At 70.7% G+C, this 18,648-nt stretch carries 15 protein-coding genes; 5 read left to right on the plus strand and 10 right to left on the minus strand.

Annotation, left to right across the window (positions count from 1 at the left end):
• Positions 1-62: 62 nt before the first annotated feature.
• Both BLW47_RS17305 and ectB read right to left on the minus strand, forming a co-directional pair.
• Positions 63-4,139 carry a Pls/PosA family non-ribosomal peptide synthetase gene (locus BLW47_RS17305; RefSeq protein ID WP_217634875.1) on the minus strand — a complete coding sequence of 1,359 codons (4,077 nt, stop codon included), beginning with the start codon at positions 4,137-4,139 and terminating at the stop codon, positions 63-65.
• Entirely contained in the window at positions 4,136-5,452 is a 1,317-nt protein-coding gene (ectB, locus tag BLW47_RS17310; RefSeq protein WP_217634876.1) for a diaminobutyrate--2-oxoglutarate transaminase, read from the minus strand. Before ectB ends, BLW47_RS17305 begins: the two co-directional genes overlap by 4 nt.
• Before the next feature lie 261 nt (positions 5,453-5,713).
• Here ectB and BLW47_RS17315 point away from each other — a divergent pair, with 261 nt between their 5' ends.
• On the plus strand, positions 5,714-6,391 hold the full coding sequence (locus tag BLW47_RS17315) for a 4'-phosphopantetheinyl transferase family protein (protein WP_091558411.1): 678 nt from the start codon (positions 5,714-5,716) through the stop codon (positions 6,389-6,391).
• 51 nt (positions 6,392-6,442) lie between these two features.
• Here BLW47_RS17315 and katG read toward each other — a convergent pair whose 3' ends face one another.
• The 3 genes from katG to BLW47_RS17330 all read right to left on the minus strand — a co-directional run bounded on the left by katG (position 6,443) and on the right by BLW47_RS17330 (position 10,056).
• Positions 6,443-8,674, minus strand: a complete 2,232-nt coding sequence (katG, locus tag BLW47_RS17320; protein WP_091558792.1) for a catalase/peroxidase HPI — start codon at positions 8,672-8,674, stop codon at positions 6,443-6,445.
• 47 nt (positions 8,675-8,721) lie between these two features.
• Positions 8,722-9,126, minus strand: a complete 405-nt coding sequence (locus BLW47_RS17325; RefSeq protein ID WP_281247286.1) for a Fur family transcriptional regulator — start codon at positions 9,124-9,126, stop codon at positions 8,722-8,724.
• 102 nt (positions 9,127-9,228) lie between these two features.
• A complete protein-coding gene (locus BLW47_RS17330; protein WP_217634883.1) occupies positions 9,229-10,056 on the minus strand; it encodes a DUF72 domain-containing protein in 828 nt (275 codons plus the stop codon).
• 214 nt (positions 10,057-10,270) lie between these two features.
• On the opposite strand from BLW47_RS17330, the gene BLW47_RS17335 reads away from it, so the two are divergent.
• The 4 genes from BLW47_RS17335 (at position 10,271) to BLW47_RS17350 (ending at position 14,904) form a co-directional block, all read left to right on the plus strand.
• Positions 10,271-11,443, plus strand: coding sequence for a cytochrome P450 (locus BLW47_RS17335; protein WP_091558426.1), 1,173 nt, complete (start codon positions 10,271-10,273; stop codon positions 11,441-11,443).
• A 174-nt stretch (positions 11,444-11,617) separates the two neighbouring features.
• A complete protein-coding gene (locus tag BLW47_RS17340) occupies positions 11,618-13,363 on the plus strand; it encodes a discoidin domain-containing protein (RefSeq protein WP_091558429.1) in 1,746 nt (581 codons plus the stop codon).
• A gap of 24 nt (positions 13,364-13,387) precedes the next feature.
• Positions 13,388-14,296: a DUF1996 domain-containing protein gene (locus tag BLW47_RS17345; RefSeq protein ID WP_091558432.1), complete on the plus strand. Its 909-nt coding sequence runs from the start codon at positions 13,388-13,390 to the stop codon at positions 14,294-14,296.
• Complete coding sequence (locus BLW47_RS17350) at positions 14,293-14,904, plus strand: DUF305 domain-containing protein (RefSeq protein WP_091558435.1); 612 nt, start codon at positions 14,293-14,295, stop codon at positions 14,902-14,904. Before BLW47_RS17345 ends, BLW47_RS17350 begins: the two co-directional genes overlap by 4 nt.
• A gap of 31 nt (positions 14,905-14,935) precedes the next feature.
• On the opposite strand, the gene BLW47_RS17355 is transcribed toward BLW47_RS17350, so the two are convergent.
• The 5 genes from BLW47_RS17355 to BLW47_RS17375 all read right to left on the minus strand — a co-directional run bounded on the left by BLW47_RS17355 (position 14,936) and on the right by BLW47_RS17375 (position 18,538).
• On the minus strand, positions 14,936-15,355 hold the full coding sequence (locus BLW47_RS17355; RefSeq protein ID WP_091558439.1) for a PPOX class F420-dependent oxidoreductase: 420 nt from the start codon (positions 15,353-15,355) through the stop codon (positions 14,936-14,938).
• Positions 15,356-15,453: 98 nt separating this feature from the next.
• Entirely contained in the window at positions 15,454-15,921 is a 468-nt protein-coding gene (locus BLW47_RS17360) for a hypothetical protein (protein WP_245736712.1), read from the minus strand.
• A 110-nt stretch (positions 15,922-16,031) separates the two neighbouring features.
• Positions 16,032-17,681 carry a BCCT family transporter gene (locus BLW47_RS17365; RefSeq protein WP_091558442.1) on the minus strand — a complete coding sequence of 550 codons (1,650 nt, stop codon included), beginning with the start codon at positions 17,679-17,681 and terminating at the stop codon, positions 16,032-16,034.
• Between the two features lie 151 nt (positions 17,682-17,832).
• Positions 17,833-18,165 carry an STAS domain-containing protein gene (locus BLW47_RS17370; protein WP_091558448.1) on the minus strand — a complete coding sequence of 111 codons (333 nt, stop codon included), beginning with the start codon at positions 18,163-18,165 and terminating at the stop codon, positions 17,833-17,835.
• Positions 18,166-18,238: 73 nt separating this feature from the next.
• The gene (locus BLW47_RS17375; RefSeq protein ID WP_091558451.1) at positions 18,239-18,538 is read right to left on the minus strand and encodes a BON domain-containing protein; all 300 of its coding nucleotides are present in this window, start codon (positions 18,536-18,538) and stop codon (positions 18,239-18,241) included.
• Positions 18,539-18,648: the final 110 nt, after the last annotated feature.

The following is an 18,648-nucleotide window of genomic DNA, read 5'->3' on the forward strand; positions in this document are numbered from 1 at the left end:
ATCCAGGCCGTGGTGCCTGAGCCGGACGGGGGCGGCGCTGCGGCTGCTCCGCTTCCGCCCGGTCAGGCGCGGCGGGGCACCTGTCGTGCCGGATTGCCGCCCCAGGTGGTGCCGGCCGGGGCGCTGCTGCCCTTCATGAGGAAGGAGCCGGGCGTGACGACGACTTCGTCGGCCAGCTCGACGCCGTAGTGCACGAGCGCGCCGGTGGCCACGGAGCAGCCGTTGCCGAGGCGGATCCGGTCCGACTTGAACGTGCCGTCCTCCAGCGAGTGGGAGTGCAGGCTCGATCCCTCGCTCAGGGTGCAGTAGTCGCCGATCTCGACGAGGCTCCTCTCCGGCATCCCGCAGCCGTCCTCGTAAACGCGACGGCCGATCCGCAACCCGAGCAGACGCAGGAAGAACGGCTTGAACGGGGTGCCGTTGAAGATTCCGAGGACTCCGGCCTCGTTGAGCTTCCAGTAGCGTTCGTGCCGCCAGTACCGCCGGTCGTAGATCGAGCAGTACAGGGGACGGAGTCGGCGGAAGCCGAGGGTGATCCAGTTCAGCAGGACGACGTAACCGATGCTCAGCAGCAGCGCCAGCGCGACACCGGCGGTGATCGTGAAGACGTGCACCCCGGCGGGGTCGTGGAGCCGTTCGACGCTCACCACGGTCAGGACCGGAAGGTAGAAGAGCAGCCAGCGGGAGGCCAGGAAGCAGCCGATGGTGGCGAGGTTGGAGCGGTTCTTCCGCGCCAGTCGGCGACGGAACTCCGCCCCGTTCTTGAACTCGTCGAACTGCGCGTCCCGGCGTACGGACCGCGGGATCTCGAACGGCGGCGACCCCAGTAGCCCCACACCATTCCTGACCGGTCCGTCGATCGGAACCATCACCTTCGTGGCGAGCAGGCAGTTCTCCCCGACCCTCGCTCCGGCCGGGTAGACGATGTTGTTGCCGAGAAAGCTGTCCGAGCCGATCGTCACCCGGGACAGCGCGAACGACGTACTGGAGAACTGGGCGTTGCCCATGGACAGCCCGTCCGAGACGAGCACGCCGCCGCGGACGTCACACAGGAACGGGCTGTCGTGCTTCTGCCCGACCCCGAAGTTTGAACCGGTCTGTCGTACCTGGTTGAACCGCCAGCCGATCGCGCGGAGGTAGCCGATGATGTAGGAACTGTCGCCGAAGACGATGTTGAAGAAGCGCACGTTGCTGAACCGGGAGACGATCTGGAAGCACATCCAGTGCCACCCGTACAGCGGGTAGGCCCGGGCGGTGACGAGGAACAGGTGCGCCAGCCGGGGCACGGCGACGGCCAGCAGCAGGCCGAGCGGGATCGCGCCGAAGAACATCAGCAGCGACCCCTCGACCGTGCTGATGTCGACGAAGAACGCCAGCGCGGCCCACACGATGACCAGCTGGCTGTCGACCACCACCCGACCGAGCAGTTGACTGGTCGCGTAGGAGAACCGACGCGCCCGCGAGCAGGACTTCGGCGGGGGCAGGGGATTGCCGGTCCGGCACGGTACGGCCGGTGACCCGTGGAAGGTGGCCCCGGCCGGTATGACCGTGCCGGCCCCCATGGTGGACGCGTGGCCGAGGTGCGCTCGGTCGCCCAGCACCGTGTCGATGTCGAGGACGCTGCCCTCGCCGACGTGGACGCCCCGGCCGAGGCTGATCGGGCCCGTGGTGATCCATCCGGCCTCGGCCCGGTAGCCGAGGAAGCTCACGTCCTTGCCGATCACCGTACCGGGGCCGAGCGTGATCAGGTCGGTGCAGACCGGAACCGATCGCGACAGCACCACGACACCCGGACCGATCTTCGCCCCGAGCGCCCGCAGGTAGAGGGAGTACAGCGGCGACCCGACGAAGAGCACCATGGGGCTGGCCCGGATGACCCGCTTGACGATCCAGAACCGGACGTAGGTGAGCCCCCAGATGGGGAACGTTCGTGCCCGCCACCTACCGATCAGCAGCCACTTCACCGCGACCGGTAGCGCGGCCGTAGCGAGAAACGCGAGGACGCCGAAGCTCAGCGAGCGCAGCGCGCGGTCGAACAGCCCGGCACCGGCGGTGATCCAGCCGTATCCGGCGACGACGACGGCGGACACGACAAGCATGGACGCCAGACCGAAGAGGGCCTGCAGCGCCGCGCAGCCGTAGTACTCCAGGCCGGTGGGCACCCGCACGGGCGGCGGCGGTGGTTCGACCGGCGCGGCCGGCGCGTCCGCGTCGAGCACCCCGGCGACCACTACGGCGAAGGCGCGGACGGACGGGTTCAGATACACGTCCTTGATCGAAACGTCCGTGCCGAACCGTTCCCGTACCCGCGTGCAGTAGCGCGCCATCGTCAGCGAATCGGCGCCGAGATCGGCGAAGAAGTTGTCCTCGACCGACACCCGTTCCACCCGCAGCAGCTCGGCGAGCAGATCCGCCAGCACCGACTCCGTCGCCCCGGCCGGGGCGACGACGGTCGACGTCGTCGGCCGGCACCGCGGCCCGGACGGGGCCGGCAGCCTCTTCCGGTCCACCTTGTCGCTGGGCAGCCTGGGCAGGTCCGGAAGCTCCTCGAGGTACGCCGGAACCATGTAGCCGGGCAGCCGGGTCCGCAGCGCGGCGAGCGTCCGTCCGTGGTCGAGCGGCGCCGCCCCGGCACGCCGGGTGTAGAACGCCGCGAGCTCCACGACGCCGGGCTCCGGCTCGTACGAGGTGACCGCCGCCTGGGCGATCTCCGGCAGCCGCAGCAGCACCGACTCGATCTCGGTCAGCTCGATCCGGTACCCGCGGATCTTCACCTGCGTGTCGATCCGGCCGAGATACTCGATCTGGCCGTCGGCGTTGACCCGGCCGAGGTCACCGGTCCGGTAGATCCGCCCGGACGGGTTGTTCGGGATGCCCAGCTGGTCGGGGATGAAGGCGCGTGCGGTGAGATCGTCCCGGTTGACGTACCCGGGGGAGAGGCAGATGCCGGCGACGCCGATCTCACCGGTGCCGCCCCGCGGTAGCGCCCGTTGCTGCGCGTCGAGGATCACCACCGAGTACGTCGGCAGGGGGACCCCGATGGTCACCGGCTGCTCGGGGCGCAGCCGTGCCCAGGTGGCGGTGACCGACGTCTCCGTCGGCCCGTACACGTTGAGCAGCGTCCGGCCCGGTCGGTGCCACCGCCTCACCAGGTGCGGCGGACAGGCCTCGCCGGAGACGAGGACGAACCGGAGGCCGGGCAACTCCTCCTCGATCGTGGCCAACAGCGTCGGTACGCAGCAGAGCGCCGTGACCCGATGGTGGACGAGAAAGGCGGCGAGATCGCGGCCGACCAGCGCTCCGGTCGCGGTGCTGGGGACCAGGGTCGAACCGGAGATCAGCGGCACCCAGATCTCCTCGACGGAGAAGTCGAACGCGATCGTCATCCCCTGGTAGACGCGATCGTCCGCGCGCAGCCCGTACGTCTCGGTGGCGACGTGGACGAAGTTGCAGATGTTCGCCTGGTTGATGGCGACGCCCTTGGGCTGGCCGGTGGTGCCGGAGGTGTAGATGATGTACGCCAGGTCGTCGGTCGCCGGCCCCAACTCGTCCCGGCCGATGCGGCGCGCCTCGGGGGAAGCGGCATCGACCCGCTCGTCCACCCGGACCGCCGTGTCCACCCGGATCACGGCGGCGTCCACCCGCTCCAGGCGGTCGGCCAGCGCCGAGACCGTGAGAATCGTCCGGACGCCGGCGTCGGCGACGATGTAGGAGATCCGATCCGCCGGGAAGGCGGCGTCCATCGGCACGTACGCCGCGTGGATCTTGCAGACGGCGAGCATGGCGAGGTACGCGAAGGCGGATTTGTCGACGAACAGGCCGACCCGGTCCCCGGGGGACACGCCCTGGGACAACAGGTGACGCGCGAGCTGGTTGGCCCGGGCATCGAGTTCGGCGTACGTCATCCGCAGTTCGCCGTCGTCGACGGCCAGGTGATCGGGATCGCCCTCGGCCACGAAGCGGTCGCAGCGCCGCTCGAACAGGTGGTGCAGCCGCTCGCCCGGCCGCCACCGGACGCGGTTGTCGACGCCCTCGGCGGTCAGCACCAGCGTGTCGGCGGGCGGGGCAGCCTGCCTCGGCGTACGGGTCGCGGGCGTCGTGCCAGTGCGTCCCGGGGCCATCCCGGGCTGCCCGGTCACGCGGTCACCAGACCGGAAGAACTGCGGGTCTCGCGCGCCGATGCGACGGCCCCGGTGGCCGCCAGCAGGATGTCCAGACCGTCGTCCAGGAGCTTGTGGGGTGTCGTCAGCGGCGGGAGCACCTTGACGACCTGGTCGTACGAACCCGCGGTCTCCAGCATCAGCCCGTCCGCGAAGCAGCGGCGGACGACGGCCGCCGCGTAGGCGCCGGAACCGACGTCGATGCCGCACATCATTCCGCGCCCCTTGACGGTCGCGCCGGGGACCAGAGCGGCCGCCTCAGCCAGTCGACGGGCGAGCAGGTTGCTCCGGCGTGCCACGTCGGCGGCGAAATCGCGGGTCGACCAGAACTTCTCCAGGGCGACCCGGGCCGTGACGAACGCGTGGACGTTGCCCCGGAACGTTCCGTTGTGCTCGCCCGGGAGCCAGACGTCGTACTCGGGCCGGATCAGCAGCAGCGCCATCGGGAGGCCGTAGCCGGAGATCGATTTGGACAGTACGACGAGGTCGGGAACGATGCCGAAGGGCTCGAAGCTGAAAAACGTGCCGGTCCGACCGCAGCCCGCCTGGATGTCGTCAACCACGAGCAGGGCTCCACTGGTCGACGCCAGCTCCGCGATCCGGCGTACCCACGCCGGCGACGCGACGTTGAGCCCACCCTCGCCCTGCACCGTCTCCAGCAGGATCGCCGCAGGCGCGTCGAGCCCGCTGGAGGGGTCGTGCAGCATGCGGTCCAGGAGCTCAGCCGTGTCGATGCCGTCGCCGAGGTACCCGTCGTACGGCATCCGCGTCACCCCGTACAGCGGGATCTCCGGACCGCCCCGATGGTGCCGGTTCCCGGTCGCGGCCAGTGCGCCCTGCGACACCCCGTGGAAGCCGTTGGTGAATGCGATGACATTGGTCCGGCCGGTGACCTTGCGAGCGAGTTTGAGCGCCGCCTCGACCGCGTTGGCCCCGGTCGGACCGGTGAACTGCACCCGGTGGTCCATCCCGCGCGGCAGCAGCACCAGCGACTCGAAGGCCGTGAGGAACGCGCGCTTGGCGGAGCTGAACATGTCGAGGCTGTGCGATATTCCCCGGCGCTCGAGGTGGGCGATCAGAGCGGCCCGCATGTCCGGGTCGTTGTGCCCGTAGTTCAGCGAACCCGCACCGGCGACGAAGTCGAGGTATTCGCGGCCGGTGACGTCCCGGACGACGCTTCCCTCCGCCGTGTCGAGGATGAGATCGAGTCGGCGGCAGTAGCTGCGCACCACCGACTCGCGGCGTTCGAAGATCGAAGGTTCGTATGGACGCGGGATGGCACGTCTGGTCACCGCACCCCCCGTGGTCTGTGGATCATCACAGACCTCCTTCCTGATCACCGCAGAGGTTTTTTTCCTTGTGCTACAACGAGGGCTGGCCGGTCCAGTTCCATGTCGACTCGCCGTCGCCGGTGCCGTGGAATCCGGCGTCGAACGCACGAGGATCGATCGCCTCAGCGGGTAGTCTGCGGGGGCGGTGTCATCGCAGTCTCACAGCAGCCTCACCGCAGCCTCACAGACACGGAGGTTGCCCGGTGAACGCGAGAGAGGGCCATGTTAGAGCGCCTTCTGCCGGCCGGCGTTATCTGTCGTGAGGCCTTCGACGACCGGGTCCCGGCTCCGTTGCCCGCAGAGGAAGCATGCGCCGTCGCACACGCCGTGGAAACACGCCGACGCGAATTCGCGACGGCGCGACGATGCGCCCGAGAGGCGTTGACGGCGCTGGGCGTTCCCGTTCGGGCCCTGCCGGCCGGACCGTCGAGGGAACCGCGCTGGCCAGACGGTGTCGTGGGGAGTATCACCCACTGTGACGGCTATCGTGCTGCCGTTGTCGCGTCCCGCGTCAGGATGGCCACTCTGGGCGTCGACGCGGAGCCACACGACCGACTGCCCCGGGGCGTGTTGGACCGCATCGCGCTTCCGGCCGAGGTGGACTGGGTGATGCGGAGTACCGCGATCGACGGTTCAGTTCACTGGGACCGGCTGTTGTTCTGCGCCAAGGAGGCCGTCTACAAGGCGTGGTTTCCGTTGGCGCGGTGCTGGCTGGGGTTCGAGGACGTAGCCGTCTCCCTCGAACGTCCTCGTGGGACGTTCACCGCGCGCCTTCGCGCGCCGAAGTCACTGCTACCCGGCGGTGTGCCGGTGACCGGGTTCGCTGGTCGATGGCGGGTCGACCGCGGACTGATACTGACAGCAATCGCGGTGCCGGCTCCGCGTCGTTCGGGAGGATGACCGGACCGCGGTGTCCGGGTCGGCCCGCGCGGGCCGACCCGGACACCGGGATCAGACGAGGTCGTACCGGTCGAGGTTCATGACCTTGACCCACGCCGCGACGAAGTCGTTGACGAACTTCTCGCGGGCGTCGTCGCTCGCGTAGACCTCCGCGAGCGCGCGCAGTTCCGAGTTGGAACCGAACACGAGGTCGACCCGGCTGCCGACCCACTTGACCTCACCCGTGGCGAGGTCACGACCCTCGAAGGTGTGCGCGTCCGGTGACGTCGCCTTCCACGCCGTGCCCAGGTCGAGCAGGTTGGCGAAGAAGTCGTTGGTCAGCGACCCGGGGGTCGTGGTGAAGACGCCCAGCGACGACTGCTGGTAGTTCGCACCCAGGACGCGCAGGCCACCGACGAGCACCGTCATCTCGGGCGCGCTCAGGGTCAGCAGGTTCGCCTTGTCGATCAGGAGGAACTCGGCCGGCAGGCGGTGCCCCTTGCCGAGGTAGTTGCGGAAGCCGTCCACGGTCGGCTCCATCGCGGCGAAGGACTCGACGTCGGTCTGCTCCTGCGACGCGTCCGTGCGGCCCGGCGCGAAGGGCACCTCGACGGTGACGCCGGCGGCCTTGGCGGCCAGCTCCACGGCCGCGGAGCCGCCGAGCACGATCAGGTCGGCGAGCGAGACCTTCTTGCCGCCGGTCTGGGCGGCGTTGAACGTCTCCTGGATCCCCTCCAGCGTGCGCAGCACCCGCGCCAGCTGGTCGGGGTTGTTGACCTCCCAGCTGTTCTGCGGCTCGAGGCGGATGCGCGCCCCGTTGGCGCCGCCGCGCTTGTCGCCGCCGCGGAAGGTCGACGCCGACGCCCACGCGGTGGAGACCAGCTCGGACACCGTCAGGCCCGAGGCCAGGAGCTGCGCCTTGAGGGCCGCGATGTCGTCGGCGTCGACGAGCTCGTGGTCCACCGCCGGGATCGGGTCCTGCCAGACCAGCGTCTCGGCCGGGACCTCCGGGCCGAGGTAGCGCTGGATCGGGCCCATGTCGCGGTGGGTCAGCTTGAACCACGCCCGGGCGAAGGCGTCCGCGAACTCGTCCGGGTTCTCGAGGAAACGCCGCGAGATCTGCTCGTAGACCGGGTCGACCCGGAGCGCGATGTCCGACGTGAGCATGTTCGGGGCGACCCGCTTCGACGCGTCGTGGGCGTGCGGGACGGTCCCCTCACCCGCGCCGTCCTTCGGCTTCCACTGGTGGGCGCCGGCCGGGCTCTTCGTCAGCTCCCACTCGTAGCCGAAGAGGTTCTCGAAGAAGTTGTTGCTCCACGCCGTCGGCGTGGTGGTCCAGGTGACCTCCAGACCGCTGGTGATCGTGTCGCCGCCCTTGCCGGTGCCGAAGCTGTTCTTCCAGCCCAGGCCCTGCTCCTCGAGCGGGGCGCCCTCGGGCTCGGCGCCGACGTGGTCCGCGCTGCCCGCACCGTGGGTCTTGCCGAACGTGTGACCGCCGGCGATCAGGGCCACGGTCTCCTCGTCGTTCATCCCCATGCGGCGGAACGTCTCGCGGATGTCGCGGGCCGAGGCGAGCGGGTCCGGGTTGCCGTTCGGGCCCTCCGGGTTGACGTAGATCAGGCCCATCTGGACCGCGGCGAGCGGGTTCTCGAGATCCCGGTCGCCGGTGTAGCGCTCGTCACCGAGCCAGGTGGTCTCGGGACCCCAGTAGACGTCCTCGTCGGGCTCCCAGACGTCCGGACGGCCACCGGCGTAGCCGAAGGTCTTGAAGCCCATCGACTCCAGCGCGACGTTGCCCGCGAGGATCATGAGGTCGGCCCACGAGATGCTCTGGCCGTACTTCTTCTTGACCGGCCACAGCAGGCGGCGGGCCTTGTCGAGGTTCGCGTTGTCCGGCCAGCTGTTCAGCGGCGCGAAGCGCTGCATCCCGGCCCCGGCGCCGCCGCGACCGTCGCTGATGCGGTACGTGCCCGCGCTGTGCCACGCCATCCGGATGATGAACGGGCCGTAGTGGCCGAAGTCGGCCGGCCACCAGTCCTGCGACGTCGTCATGACCTCCGCGAGGTCCCGCTTCACCGCGGCGAGGTCGAGGGCCTTGAACGCCTCGGCGTAGTTGAACTCCTCGCCGAGGGGGTTCCGCACGGCGGGGTTCTTGGCGAGGATCTTCAGGTTGATGCTGTTCGGCCACCAGCCGCGGTTGCCGCCGCCCTGGGTCGGGTGGGGAGCACGACCGTGCGCGACCGGGCAGCGGGACTCGCTGCCCGCCTCCGCGTCATGGACGACGGCGTCGTGGTGCTCGGACATCGGGTTCTCGGACAACGGGTTCCTTCCGTGGTGGGGTTGATCGGAGATCAGGAGTTGCCTGCCGTGGAACAGCCGGGGCACAGGCCCCAGTAGATGACCTCGGCCTCGTCGATCGAGAAGCCGCCGTCATCGGACGCGGTCAGACAGGGCGCCTCGCCGACGGCGCAGTCGACATCGGCGATGACCCCGCATGAACGGCACACGACGTGGTGGTGGTTGTCCCCGATCCGCGACTCGTAGCGAGCCACGGAGCCGGATGGCTGGATGCGCCGCACCAGACCTGCCGCCGTCAGCGCATGCAGACAGTCGTACACGGCCTGGTGGGACACCTCGGGAAGATCAGTACGCACCGCACGAATGATCGAATCCGTGTCGGCGTGCGGATGCGTGTGCACCGCGTTCAGCACCGCGACCCGAGGACGGGTCACGCGCAACGCGGCCCCGCGCAGCATCTGCTGAAAGTCCAGGGTCGTGGTCACGGCCGGAAGTGTGGCCCGTTTTCTGGAATTAGTCAAGTTTGCGGCCGGGGTGTCGTCCCGGCTCCGCGCGGACGGTCAGAACAGCGTCGACGGGCCGACCGGCGTGGGCTCGGGCAGCGGCTCGAGCTCGGGCAGCCGGGCCCGGACCTCGTCGTGGAACCTGCGGGCGAGCTCGGGCGCGTCCGCGTTGTCCGGTGTGTGCACGAACACCGTCGGCGACCGCCCCTCGCGTAGCCAGCCGGCCACCACGTCGAGCCATGGCTGCCAGCCCTCGATCGTCCGCGCGGGGTCGTCCCGGCCCAGGTACCGGACGATCGGCCGGTCGGTCAGCGCCCGCGTGCGCAGCGCCGTACGCGGCTTCCTGGTCCACGCCTCCCGTTCCGGATCGCTGGTCGGCGGCGTGCGGAAGAAGGCGGTGGTGTCGAAGGGGATCCACTCCGCGCCGACCGTGTCGAGCGTCTCCTCCAACGTCCGCGCCGCCCGCGGGTCGGCGAAGAACGCGGGGTGACGGACCTCTACGGCGTACCGGTGGGCGGTGGGCAGCCCGCGCAGGAAGCGGGTGAGCGAGGGTACGTCGGCGGGGCCGAATGAGCCCGGCAACTGGATCCAGAGGGCGTGGGCCCGCGGGCCAAGGGGTTCGATCGCGTCCAGGAAGACGCGCAGCTCCTCGTCGGCGCCGGTGAGCCGGCGCTCGTGGGTGACGGCCTTCGGCAGCTTGAGCACGAACCGGAAGTCCGGGTCGGTCTGCCGCGCCCACGAGGCCACCGTCTCCCGCGCCGGGGTGGCGTAGAAGGTGGTGTTCCCCTCAACCGCCGTGCACCAACCGGCGTAGGCCCGCAGCCGCTCGTGGACCGGTAGCGGGTGCGCCAGGAACCGTCCCTGCCAGGACCTGTGCGTCCACATCGCGCACCCCACGTGCAGGCGCATCCGACCCCTTCCGCCGATGACGAAGCACCCGCCGACCGTTGCGCACGACCGCGACGTGGTGCGCCGGGTCGCGCGCGAGCTCGGTAACACGCTCGGGGCGTACGCGAGGTCGGGGTGCCCGGCTTCATTCTCGCGTACACCCTTCACCCGGGGGCCGCGCCGCGGGTCGGTTCGGGCATGCTTTCTGATCATGGACATCGCCGCCCGCCACGAGTTCCGCGTCCTGGCCGCCGCGAAGCCGGCGCTGCCGGTGCTGCTCACGCTGGGGCGGCTGGCCCGCCCGATCCGTCGGGTGCCCCGGCTCGGCTGGCTGGTCGCCGACCCGGTCACCGCACGTGCGGTGCTCAACGACCCCGCGCACTTCACCCTGTTGGGGGAGGGCGGGGTGGGGCACCTGTGGGCGCAGGTGCTCGGCGACTGGGTGTACGAGCTGTTCGACGGGCCCGGCCACCACCAGCTGCGCTCACGTACCCGCGGCCTGTTCACCGAGGACAGCGCCCGGCGGCTGGTCGGTCGCGTGGTGGGCCCCCGGCTGGAGCGTTTCCGCGCCGAGCTGGCCGAGGGACGTACCGTCGACGTCGCGGACCTGGCGCGCGTCATCGTCGGCCGGATCGTCGCGGACCTGCTCGGGATGCGCCCGCCCACCGACGACGACGACCATTTCCGGGAAATCTTCGCCACCGGTGAAGAGCTGGCGAGCCTGGCGCTTGGCACGACCGCGTCGACCCATCTCGACCCGGCGACGGTCGACGCGGCGCGGGCGATCGTCGCCCGTCTGACCGCGCCGGTGGCCGAGTTGTGGCGCAGCGCCTCCAGCGAGACCTTGATCGGCCACTGTCGGGAACTCGGCCTCAGCCAGCAGGAGACCGAGGGGCTGACGACGCTGCTGATGGTCGCCGGCACCGAGACCGCGGCCAGCGCGATGGCCCGCACCGTCGCCCTGCTGCACGACACCGGGGAACAGTCCGTACTGCGCGAGGACCCCGCGTTGCTGCCGGTGGCGGTGCGCGAAGGACTGCGGGTCACGACACCCGCGACGGTGATCGGCCGCGCGGTCAGCGCGGACACCACGGTGGCGGGTCGGCAGTTGCGCGCGGGCGAACGGGTGCTGGTCCTGACCTACACCGCGAACATCGCGGCGGGTGGCTACCGGCTCGACCGCGACTACCTGCCCGAGAACCGGCAGCTGTGGTTCGGCGCCGGACGGCACCTCTGCCTCGGCGCGCCGGTGGCCCGTGCCGAGATCACCGGACTGCTCACGGCGCTGCTCGACACCGGTCGGCCGTGGCGGGTCGTGTCGCGGCGCTACCGTCGCCGCGTGAAGATCCCGACGTACGAGTCGCTCCGGGTGGCACTGGCCTAGCTTCGCCAGGAGACCTCCGCCCCGTTCCAGCAAAGATTTGTTTCAATCGATGGGCGAGGCATTGACAGTCATGCGTCGCCACCATGACAGTGGTGTTACGTGAGAGAGCGCTCTCACGCTCGGAGCCCTCGGTGGCCGACCCGTCCGTCCGCCGTGCATCGCGAAGGAGCGCCGATGCCTCGGACCCTGTCCCCGTTCCACCCCGATCCGCCCGCGACACACTCCGCCCGCCGGCGCCTGGCCATCCTCGGCGGCGTGCTGCTCACGCTGCTCGGCGCCGGCCTGGGGCTCGTGGTCCCGCCCGCCGACGCCGCAGACACACTGCTGTCGCGCAACCGACCCGTGACCGCGTCGTCGACCGAATCCGTGGCGTTCCCCGCCGCGGCCGCCGTCGACGGCGACACCGCCACCCGCTGGTCCAGCGGGTTCAGCGATCCGCAGTGGTTGCAGGTCGACCTGGGAGTCACCGCCACCGTCAGCCGCGTCGTGCTGCGCTGGGAGGCCGCGTACGCCCGTGCGTTCACCATCGAGACCTCGCCGACCGGCTCCGGCGCCTGGACGACGATCCACACGACCGCGGCCGGCGCCGGGGGAGTGCAGGATCTTCCGGTCACCGGTACCGGCCGGTTCGTCCGGATCGCCACGACGCAGCGCGCCACCCAGTGGGGCGTGTCACTGTGGGAGTTCGAGGTCTACGGCGGCGGCAACACCCCACCGCCGACGCCGCCGCCCGGCGGGGCCACGCTGCTGTCGTACGCGAAGCCGGCCGTCGCCTCGACCAGCCAGAACGACGGCGCCTGCTACGGCTGCACGCCGGACAGGGCGTTCGACAACGACCCGGCGAGCCGCTGGGCGACCAGCCCCACCACCGGCTGGGTCGACCCGGGCTGGATCTATGTGGACCTCGGCGCGATCGCGGAGATCACGCAGGTCGTGCTGCAGTGGGATCCCGCGTTCGCCCGGTCCTACCAGATCCAAGTCTCCCCGGACGCGTCCACCTGGACCACCGTCTACTCGACCACGAACGGACAGGGCTTCAGGGAGACCATCACCGTCACCGCCACCGGCCGGTACGTGCGGATGTACGGCACCGCCCGCAGCGGCCCGTACGGGTACTCGCTGTGGGAGTTCAAGGTGTTCGGCACGGGTGGCAACCCCACCCCGCCGCCGGCGACGCCCCCCGACCCGACCTTCCCGGCCACCCGCCTCGTGTTCAGCGACGAGTTCACCGGCGCCGCCGGCGGTAAACCCGACCCCGCCCGGTGGACGATCGACCCGGGCACCGGCCAGAACAACGAACTCCAGTACTACACGAACAACAACAACGCGTACCTCGACGGTGCGGGTTCGCTCGTCATCGAGGCGCGGCGGGAGAGCGCGAACGGCCGCGCGTACACCTCGCACCGGATGAACACCGGCAACAAGTTCCACGTGCAGTACGGCCGCATCGAGGCGCGCGTCCGGGTGCCGAAGGGCAACGGGCTCTGGCCGGCGTTCTGGATGATGGGCGCCGACTTCCTCACCGGACGGCCGTGGCCGTACAACGGCGAGATCGACATCATGGAGGTCCTCGGGCGCAACACCGCAGAGGCCTACTCGACCCTGCACGCGCCGGCCTACAACGGTGGCAACGGGTACGGCCAGCGGTACCCGTCACCGGGCGGGGTCGACCTGTCCGCCGACTTCCACGTCTGGGCCGCCGAGTGGGACAGCCGCGGCATCACGTTCACGATCGATGGCCGGACGGTCTTCGTCGCCAGCAAGGCGACCGTGGAGACAACGCGCGGGCCCTGGGTCTTCGACCACCCGTTCTACCTCATCCTCAACCTCGCCGTGGGCGGGGACTTCCCGGGCCCGGTCGACGGCAGCACGCCCTTCCCGTCGCGGATGCTCGTCGACTACGTCCGCGTCTACCAGTAGCGCCACCCCGCGAAAGGAGCCCCGATGTTCACGGCAGCACCCCCGACCCCGAGACGTCGCCGGCCGCGCCGCGCGGCCCTCGCCTCCGCGCTCACCGCACTGCTCGGCGCCACCCTGGTCGCCGGCGCCGTGCGCGCCGGCGCGGCCGATCCCGTGGCGGCGGCGCCCGCGCCGATCGTGCGCGTCGCCGAGTTCGTCGCCGACTGCCCGTTCAGCCACCGGCTGCCCGACGACCCGATCGTCTTTCCCGGCCTGCCCGGCGCCTCGCACATGCACAGCTTCTTCGGCAGCCGCGTGACCAACGCGCACACCGACGTCGACGACCTGATCAACGCCAACAGCAACTGCAACCCGTCGGTGGACAAGTCGTCCTACTGGATCCCGACGTTCTACGTCAACAACCAGCCGGTGGAGCCGTCGATCGCCACCTTCTACTACCTCGGCGAGGGCGTCCGCTCCGACGTGACCGCACGGATCCAGCCGCTGCCGCTGGGCCTGCGCATCGTCGCCGGCAACGCCAGGGCCACCGATCCGGCACAGAGCATCGCCCGCTGGTCCTGCCTGCACCACGGCGAGGTGGCCCCGTCGAAGAACTTCGTCACTTGCCCGGCCGGCAGCATGATCGAGTCCTACCTGGACTTCCCGCAGTGCTGGGACGGCGTGAACCTCGACTCCGCGAACCACCAGAGCCACATGGCGTACCCGGTCAACAACGCCTGCCCGGCCAGCCACCCGGTACCCGTACCGAAGCTGCGTCAGGTCATCCGGTACCCGGCCAACGGTGACCCGTCCCGCTTCCGGCTCGCCTCGGGCGCCGGGTACACGATGCACGGCGACTTCTTCAACGCCTGGCCCGTGGCGGAGATGGAGCGCCGGGTCCGGGACTGCATCCGCCCGGTCATCAAGTGCGGCGCCAACGGCACCCCGTTGTGACGGTCAACGTCCCCCGCCGGTCCGGGACCGGACCGGCGGGGGTTGCCGCGCTCCTCGCCGGGTTGCTGTTCGTCGCCGTGCCCGCGGCCGGGGCGTGCGCCTCGGCGCCGTCCGCCCCGCCCGCCCCGACCCCCGCCGGGGCCGGGTTCGGTCGCACCGACGCAGCGTGGATCCAGCTCATGATCCCGATGAACGAACAGGTGCTCGAGGCGCTGGCGCTCGTACCCCGGCAGAGTTCCGACGCGCGGCTGCGTGCCCTGGCCGGACGGATCGCGGAGAACCGGCGCGCGGAGCTCGAGGAGCTGAGACGGCTGCGCGGCAGGGCCGGCCTGCCGACGGCCAACGAGCACGAGGGGCACGACCTTCCCGGCATGGTGGTCGCGGCCGATCTCGTCGCGTTGCGCTCGCTGCGCGCGGCGCGCTTCGATCGCGCCATCGCGGAGACCCTGCGCGAGCACGTGGAGCAGGGCGCGCGGCTCGCCGACGCGGAGCGGACCGGCGGGACCGATCCGGAAACGCGGCGGATCGCCGCGCGCGTGCAGCAGGCCCGGGCCACCGAGATCGCCTGGCTCACCTCGCCCGCGGGGACGCCCCCGTCGCGCGGGTGAGAGCCGAGCGCGGTACGGCCGGTTCGCGCGCTCAGCCGACCTGGCTGTTGTCCTTCATCGCGCCCCAGCCGTGCCAGCGATCGATCTCGATCCAGGCGCTGACCCGGGCGCGATTCCGCCGCGCGTACGGCCGCCCCAGGTAGTGCTGGGACAGGCGGTCGATGTCCGTCAGACCGTCGTCCGCGCGCAGCTCGGCGATGCGCCCGATGATCGTGATGTGGGTGTACCAGTCGCTCTCGTCCAGCACCGTCAGCGAGACGCGGGGGTCATTGCGGATGTGGGTCAGCCGACGGCGGCCCTCGTCCATGTTCACCAGGATCCGGCCGTCGTCCCATAGATACCAGGTGGCGGTGGAGACCGGCTGGCCGTCGGACTTGAGGGTGGTGATGACGGCGGCGTTCGGCTTGCGCAGCATGGCGACCGCGGGCTCCGGAAGCGGCGGCTTCGACATGAAATCTCCTCTTCGCGTCGGACGTTACCTCCGCACGTTACGCACCTCTCGGTCCTGATCAAGTTTGTACGGGCATTTCGGCGTGGCCGGAACGGCCCTCAGCTGGCCGCGCAGGCGGCCTCGAGCCCCTTGACCGCGGCGTCCAGGGCCGCCTTGCTCGGCTTCCCCTTGGGGGGCGTCGCGTACGTGTCCGCGAGGTCCGACATGGCGTCCGCGACCTGCTTCGTGGCGTCGTTGACCGAGGCGCTCGAGGTGAACGTGTTCGCGTAGAGGACCGCGGCGCCAGCGGAGTACTGGGCGCTGACCGCGGAGTGTCCGGCCGGCGGTCCGATCTTCTCCGCGTCGGCGACCTTCGCCATGGTCGTCTTGATGTCACCGCTGATGGTGGTGCAGGTGGCCTTGGTCGCGGCGTCCACGGCCGGCGCGCCGCTCGCGCTGGCGCTCGGCGCGGAGGTGGCCGCCGTGTCGCCCCCGCCGGACGCCGCATCGTCACGCGGGGTGCATCCCGCCATGACGACCGTCGCCATGATGACCGAGCCGAGCAGCCCGAGTCGAGCCGAGCCCATCGTTTCCTCCCGCTGTTGGCGTCGCGTTGGCCGCCGCACCGTACCAGATGATCAGGGTGCACTGTGGACCCTTTCTCGGCCGGCGGCAGCGGGAACTCGCCGCCTGTCGATCACCGTGGCCGGCGCATGATGTACCACCGGATCGGACGCCGGCCTTCCTCCTCCTCGTCGTATGCGCGGGCGACGTTGATCGCGTGGCGCAGGCCGCGCGGATGGGTGCGACGCGTGCGGGGCGCGGCCATGGGGTCGGCCGACATCTCGCGCAGGAGTGACACCGTCAGCGTGAGCATGACAGCGACGAACGGCAGGGCCACCAGGATGGTCGCCTGTTGCAGCGCGGCGAGCCCGCCGGCCAGCAGCAGCACCGCCGCGACGGCCCCGATGAGCGTCCCCCACACCACGACGACCCAGCGCTGCGGATGCAGGGCGCCGCGTGAGGTGAGCGAGCCCAGGACCAGGGAGGCCGAATCGGCGCTGGTGATGAAGTAGATGGCGATGAGCGCCATCGTGATGACGCTGGTGACCGCGGCCAGGGGGAGGCTGTCGAGGAATCCGAAGAGCGCGGCCTCGGCGCCGGCCTGGGTGTCGGCGACGAGGTCGTGGCTGCCGGTGGCCTGTGCGCGGAGCGCGCTTCCGCCCATGATCGCGAACCAGACGGCGCTGGCGCCGCTGGGGATCAGCAGCACACCGATGAGGAACTCGCGGACGGTGCGCCCCCGCGAGATGCGGGCGATGAAGGTCCCCACGAAGGGCGCCCACGAGATCCACCACGCCCAGTAGAAGATCGTCCAGGCGCCGAGCCAGTCCGGGTCGGAGAAGGCGCCGGTTCGGGTCGACATGAACAGCAGGTTGTTCAGGTAGTCGCCGATCGAAGCCGGAAGCACCTCAAGGGCGTAGACGGTGGGCCCGGCGACGAAGACGAAGAGCATCAGCAGCACGGCGAGCAGCACGGTGGTGGTGGAGAGCCATTTGATACCGCGGTGCAGGCCGGAGAAGGCGGAGATGACGAAGGCGCCGGTGAGCGCGGCGATGATGATCAGCTCGATGGTCCGGGTCCCGGCCGTACCGGTGACGATGTCGAGGCCGGCGGCGACCTGCAGCGCCCCGAGGCCGAGGCTGGTCGCGGAGCCGAAGACGGTCGCGAAGACCGCGAGCAGGTCGATGACCCGCCCGGCGGCGCCGTCGGCCCGGTCGCCCAACAGCGGCCGGAACGGCGCCGAGATCCGATTACCGCGCCCCTTGCGGAACGTCGAGTACGCCAACGCGAGCCCCGCCACCGCGTAGATCGCCCAGGGGTGCAGGGTCCAGTGGAAGAGGGTGTACTGCATGGCGACGGCCGCGGCGGGGCCGGTCTGCGGCGTCACGCCGGTGGCCGGCGGGGGAGCGGCGTAGTGCTGGATCGGTTCGGCGACCGCGTAGAACACGAGTCCGATTCCCATGCCGGCGCTGAACATCATCGCGATCCAGGCCAGGGTGCTGAACTCCGGCTCGTCGTCGTCGGCCCCGAGGCGAATCCGTCCGAACCGGGTCAGCGCGATGACGACGGCCAGCACCAGGAAGACGTCGGCGGCGACGACGAACAGCCAGCCGAACGTCCCGATGACCCAGTCCAGCCCGGCGGCCCCGAACCGGGCCAGCGACCCGCGGCCGAACACCCCCCACACCACCACGGCCAGCACGCCGGCGATCCCCACGCCGAGGACCACCGGATCGACGGTCGGGCGCGGTCGGCGCGCTGAGTCCCGGTCTTGTTCGCTCATGATGTCCTCTCGTCGGGGCAACGGGCCCATTGTCGTGACGTCTCGGCCGGGCCGGTGCGGTAACCCGGCGGGTGGGGACCACCGGCGGCGAAGCGTCTCCCCACGGCCGACGGTGAGGTCGGTGTACGGCACCGGGCTGCTGATGGTGGGGCTAGGGTTGCGGCTGCCCCGGCGGAGCGGCCGACGCTCCGAACGGCAGCCCGGTCGCCCAGAGTCGCCGGCGCATGACCGGCGACACGTTCTCCAGCCGCAGGACCGTACCGGCGACGGCGGCGGACCGGTGGCAAGCCACCAGCGTGCTGATGCCGGCCGAGTCGATGAACGAGACCCGGGCGAAGTCGAGCGCTATCTGTTTCGGCGCCGACGAGGCAAGCGCCGCGGCGACGGCATCGCGGAGACGGTCGGCGGTCGCCAGGCCGATCCCGCCGGCCAGCGTGAGCCGGAGAGTCGGTCCGACCTCGCTGGCGTTGATCACCAAATGCACGCCGCCGCTCCGATCGTGGCCTCCGCGCTGGCCTCCTGCCGACCGCGGGCCGTTCCCGTCCCGGGGCTGCCGTTCATCGGTCGCCGCGCCGCTGGCCCGGCACCCGCAGCGTGTTGCAGACGTCGAATACCCCCGGTACGTCCCAGGCCAGCTCGCCGGCGACCTGCCGCGCCTCCCGGTCGTTGACCAGCCCCGCGAGGATCACGACTCGGTTCTGCACCGCGACCACGATCTGCTGTCGCCGGGTCGTCCAGTCGCTGCTCAACCGCTGCGCGACCAGCGCCTCCAGGCGAAGGTCGTCGCTGTCCGGGGCAGGCCCGTTCGCGGTCGCGGCGAACCAGCTCTCGTCCGGTAACGGCCAGGGCATGTACACGAAATGGCCTTCCTCAACGTCGGCGTGTCGGTCGTTGTCGCACGGGTGTCGGGTCTCCTGGCTCCTGACGACGCGCGGTTCCCTCCGGTCCCGGCTGCTGGCCGCCCGCG

This window comes from Micromonospora pattaloongensis, from assembly GCF_900107255.1.
GTDB classification, from domain to species: Bacteria; Actinomycetota; Actinomycetes; order Mycobacteriales; family Micromonosporaceae; genus Micromonospora_I; species Micromonospora_I pattaloongensis.

Coding starts and splice junctions, on each gene's coding strand:
- BLW47_RS17345 (WP_091558432.1), top strand. CDS start 13,388: ATGTTCACGGCAGCACCCCCGACCCCGAGACGTCGCCGGCCGCGCCGC.
- BLW47_RS17360 (WP_245736712.1), bottom strand. CDS start 15,921: ATGGGCTCGGCTCGACTCGGGCTGCTCGGCTCGGTCATCATGGCGACG.
- BLW47_RS17355 (WP_091558439.1), bottom strand. CDS start 15,355: ATGTCGAAGCCGCCGCTTCCGGAGCCCGCGGTCGCCATGCTGCGCAAG.
- katG (WP_091558792.1), bottom strand. CDS start 8,674: ATGTCCGAGCACCACGACGCCGTCGTCCATGACGCGGAGGCGGGCAGC.
- BLW47_RS17325 (WP_281247286.1), bottom strand. CDS start 9,126: ATGCTGCGCGGGGCCGCGTTGCGCGTGACCCGTCCTCGGGTCGCGGTG.
- BLW47_RS17315 (WP_091558411.1), top strand. CDS start 5,714: ATGTTAGAGCGCCTTCTGCCGGCCGGCGTTATCTGTCGTGAGGCCTTC.
- BLW47_RS17330 (WP_217634883.1), bottom strand. CDS start 10,056: ATGTGGACGCACAGGTCCTGGCAGGGACGGTTCCTGGCGCACCCGCTA.
- BLW47_RS17365 (WP_091558442.1), bottom strand. CDS start 17,681: ATGAGCGAACAAGACCGGGACTCAGCGCGCCGACCGCGCCCGACCGTC.
- BLW47_RS17335 (WP_091558426.1), top strand. CDS start 10,271: ATGGACATCGCCGCCCGCCACGAGTTCCGCGTCCTGGCCGCCGCGAAG.
- BLW47_RS17340 (WP_091558429.1), top strand. CDS start 11,618: ATGCCTCGGACCCTGTCCCCGTTCCACCCCGATCCGCCCGCGACACAC.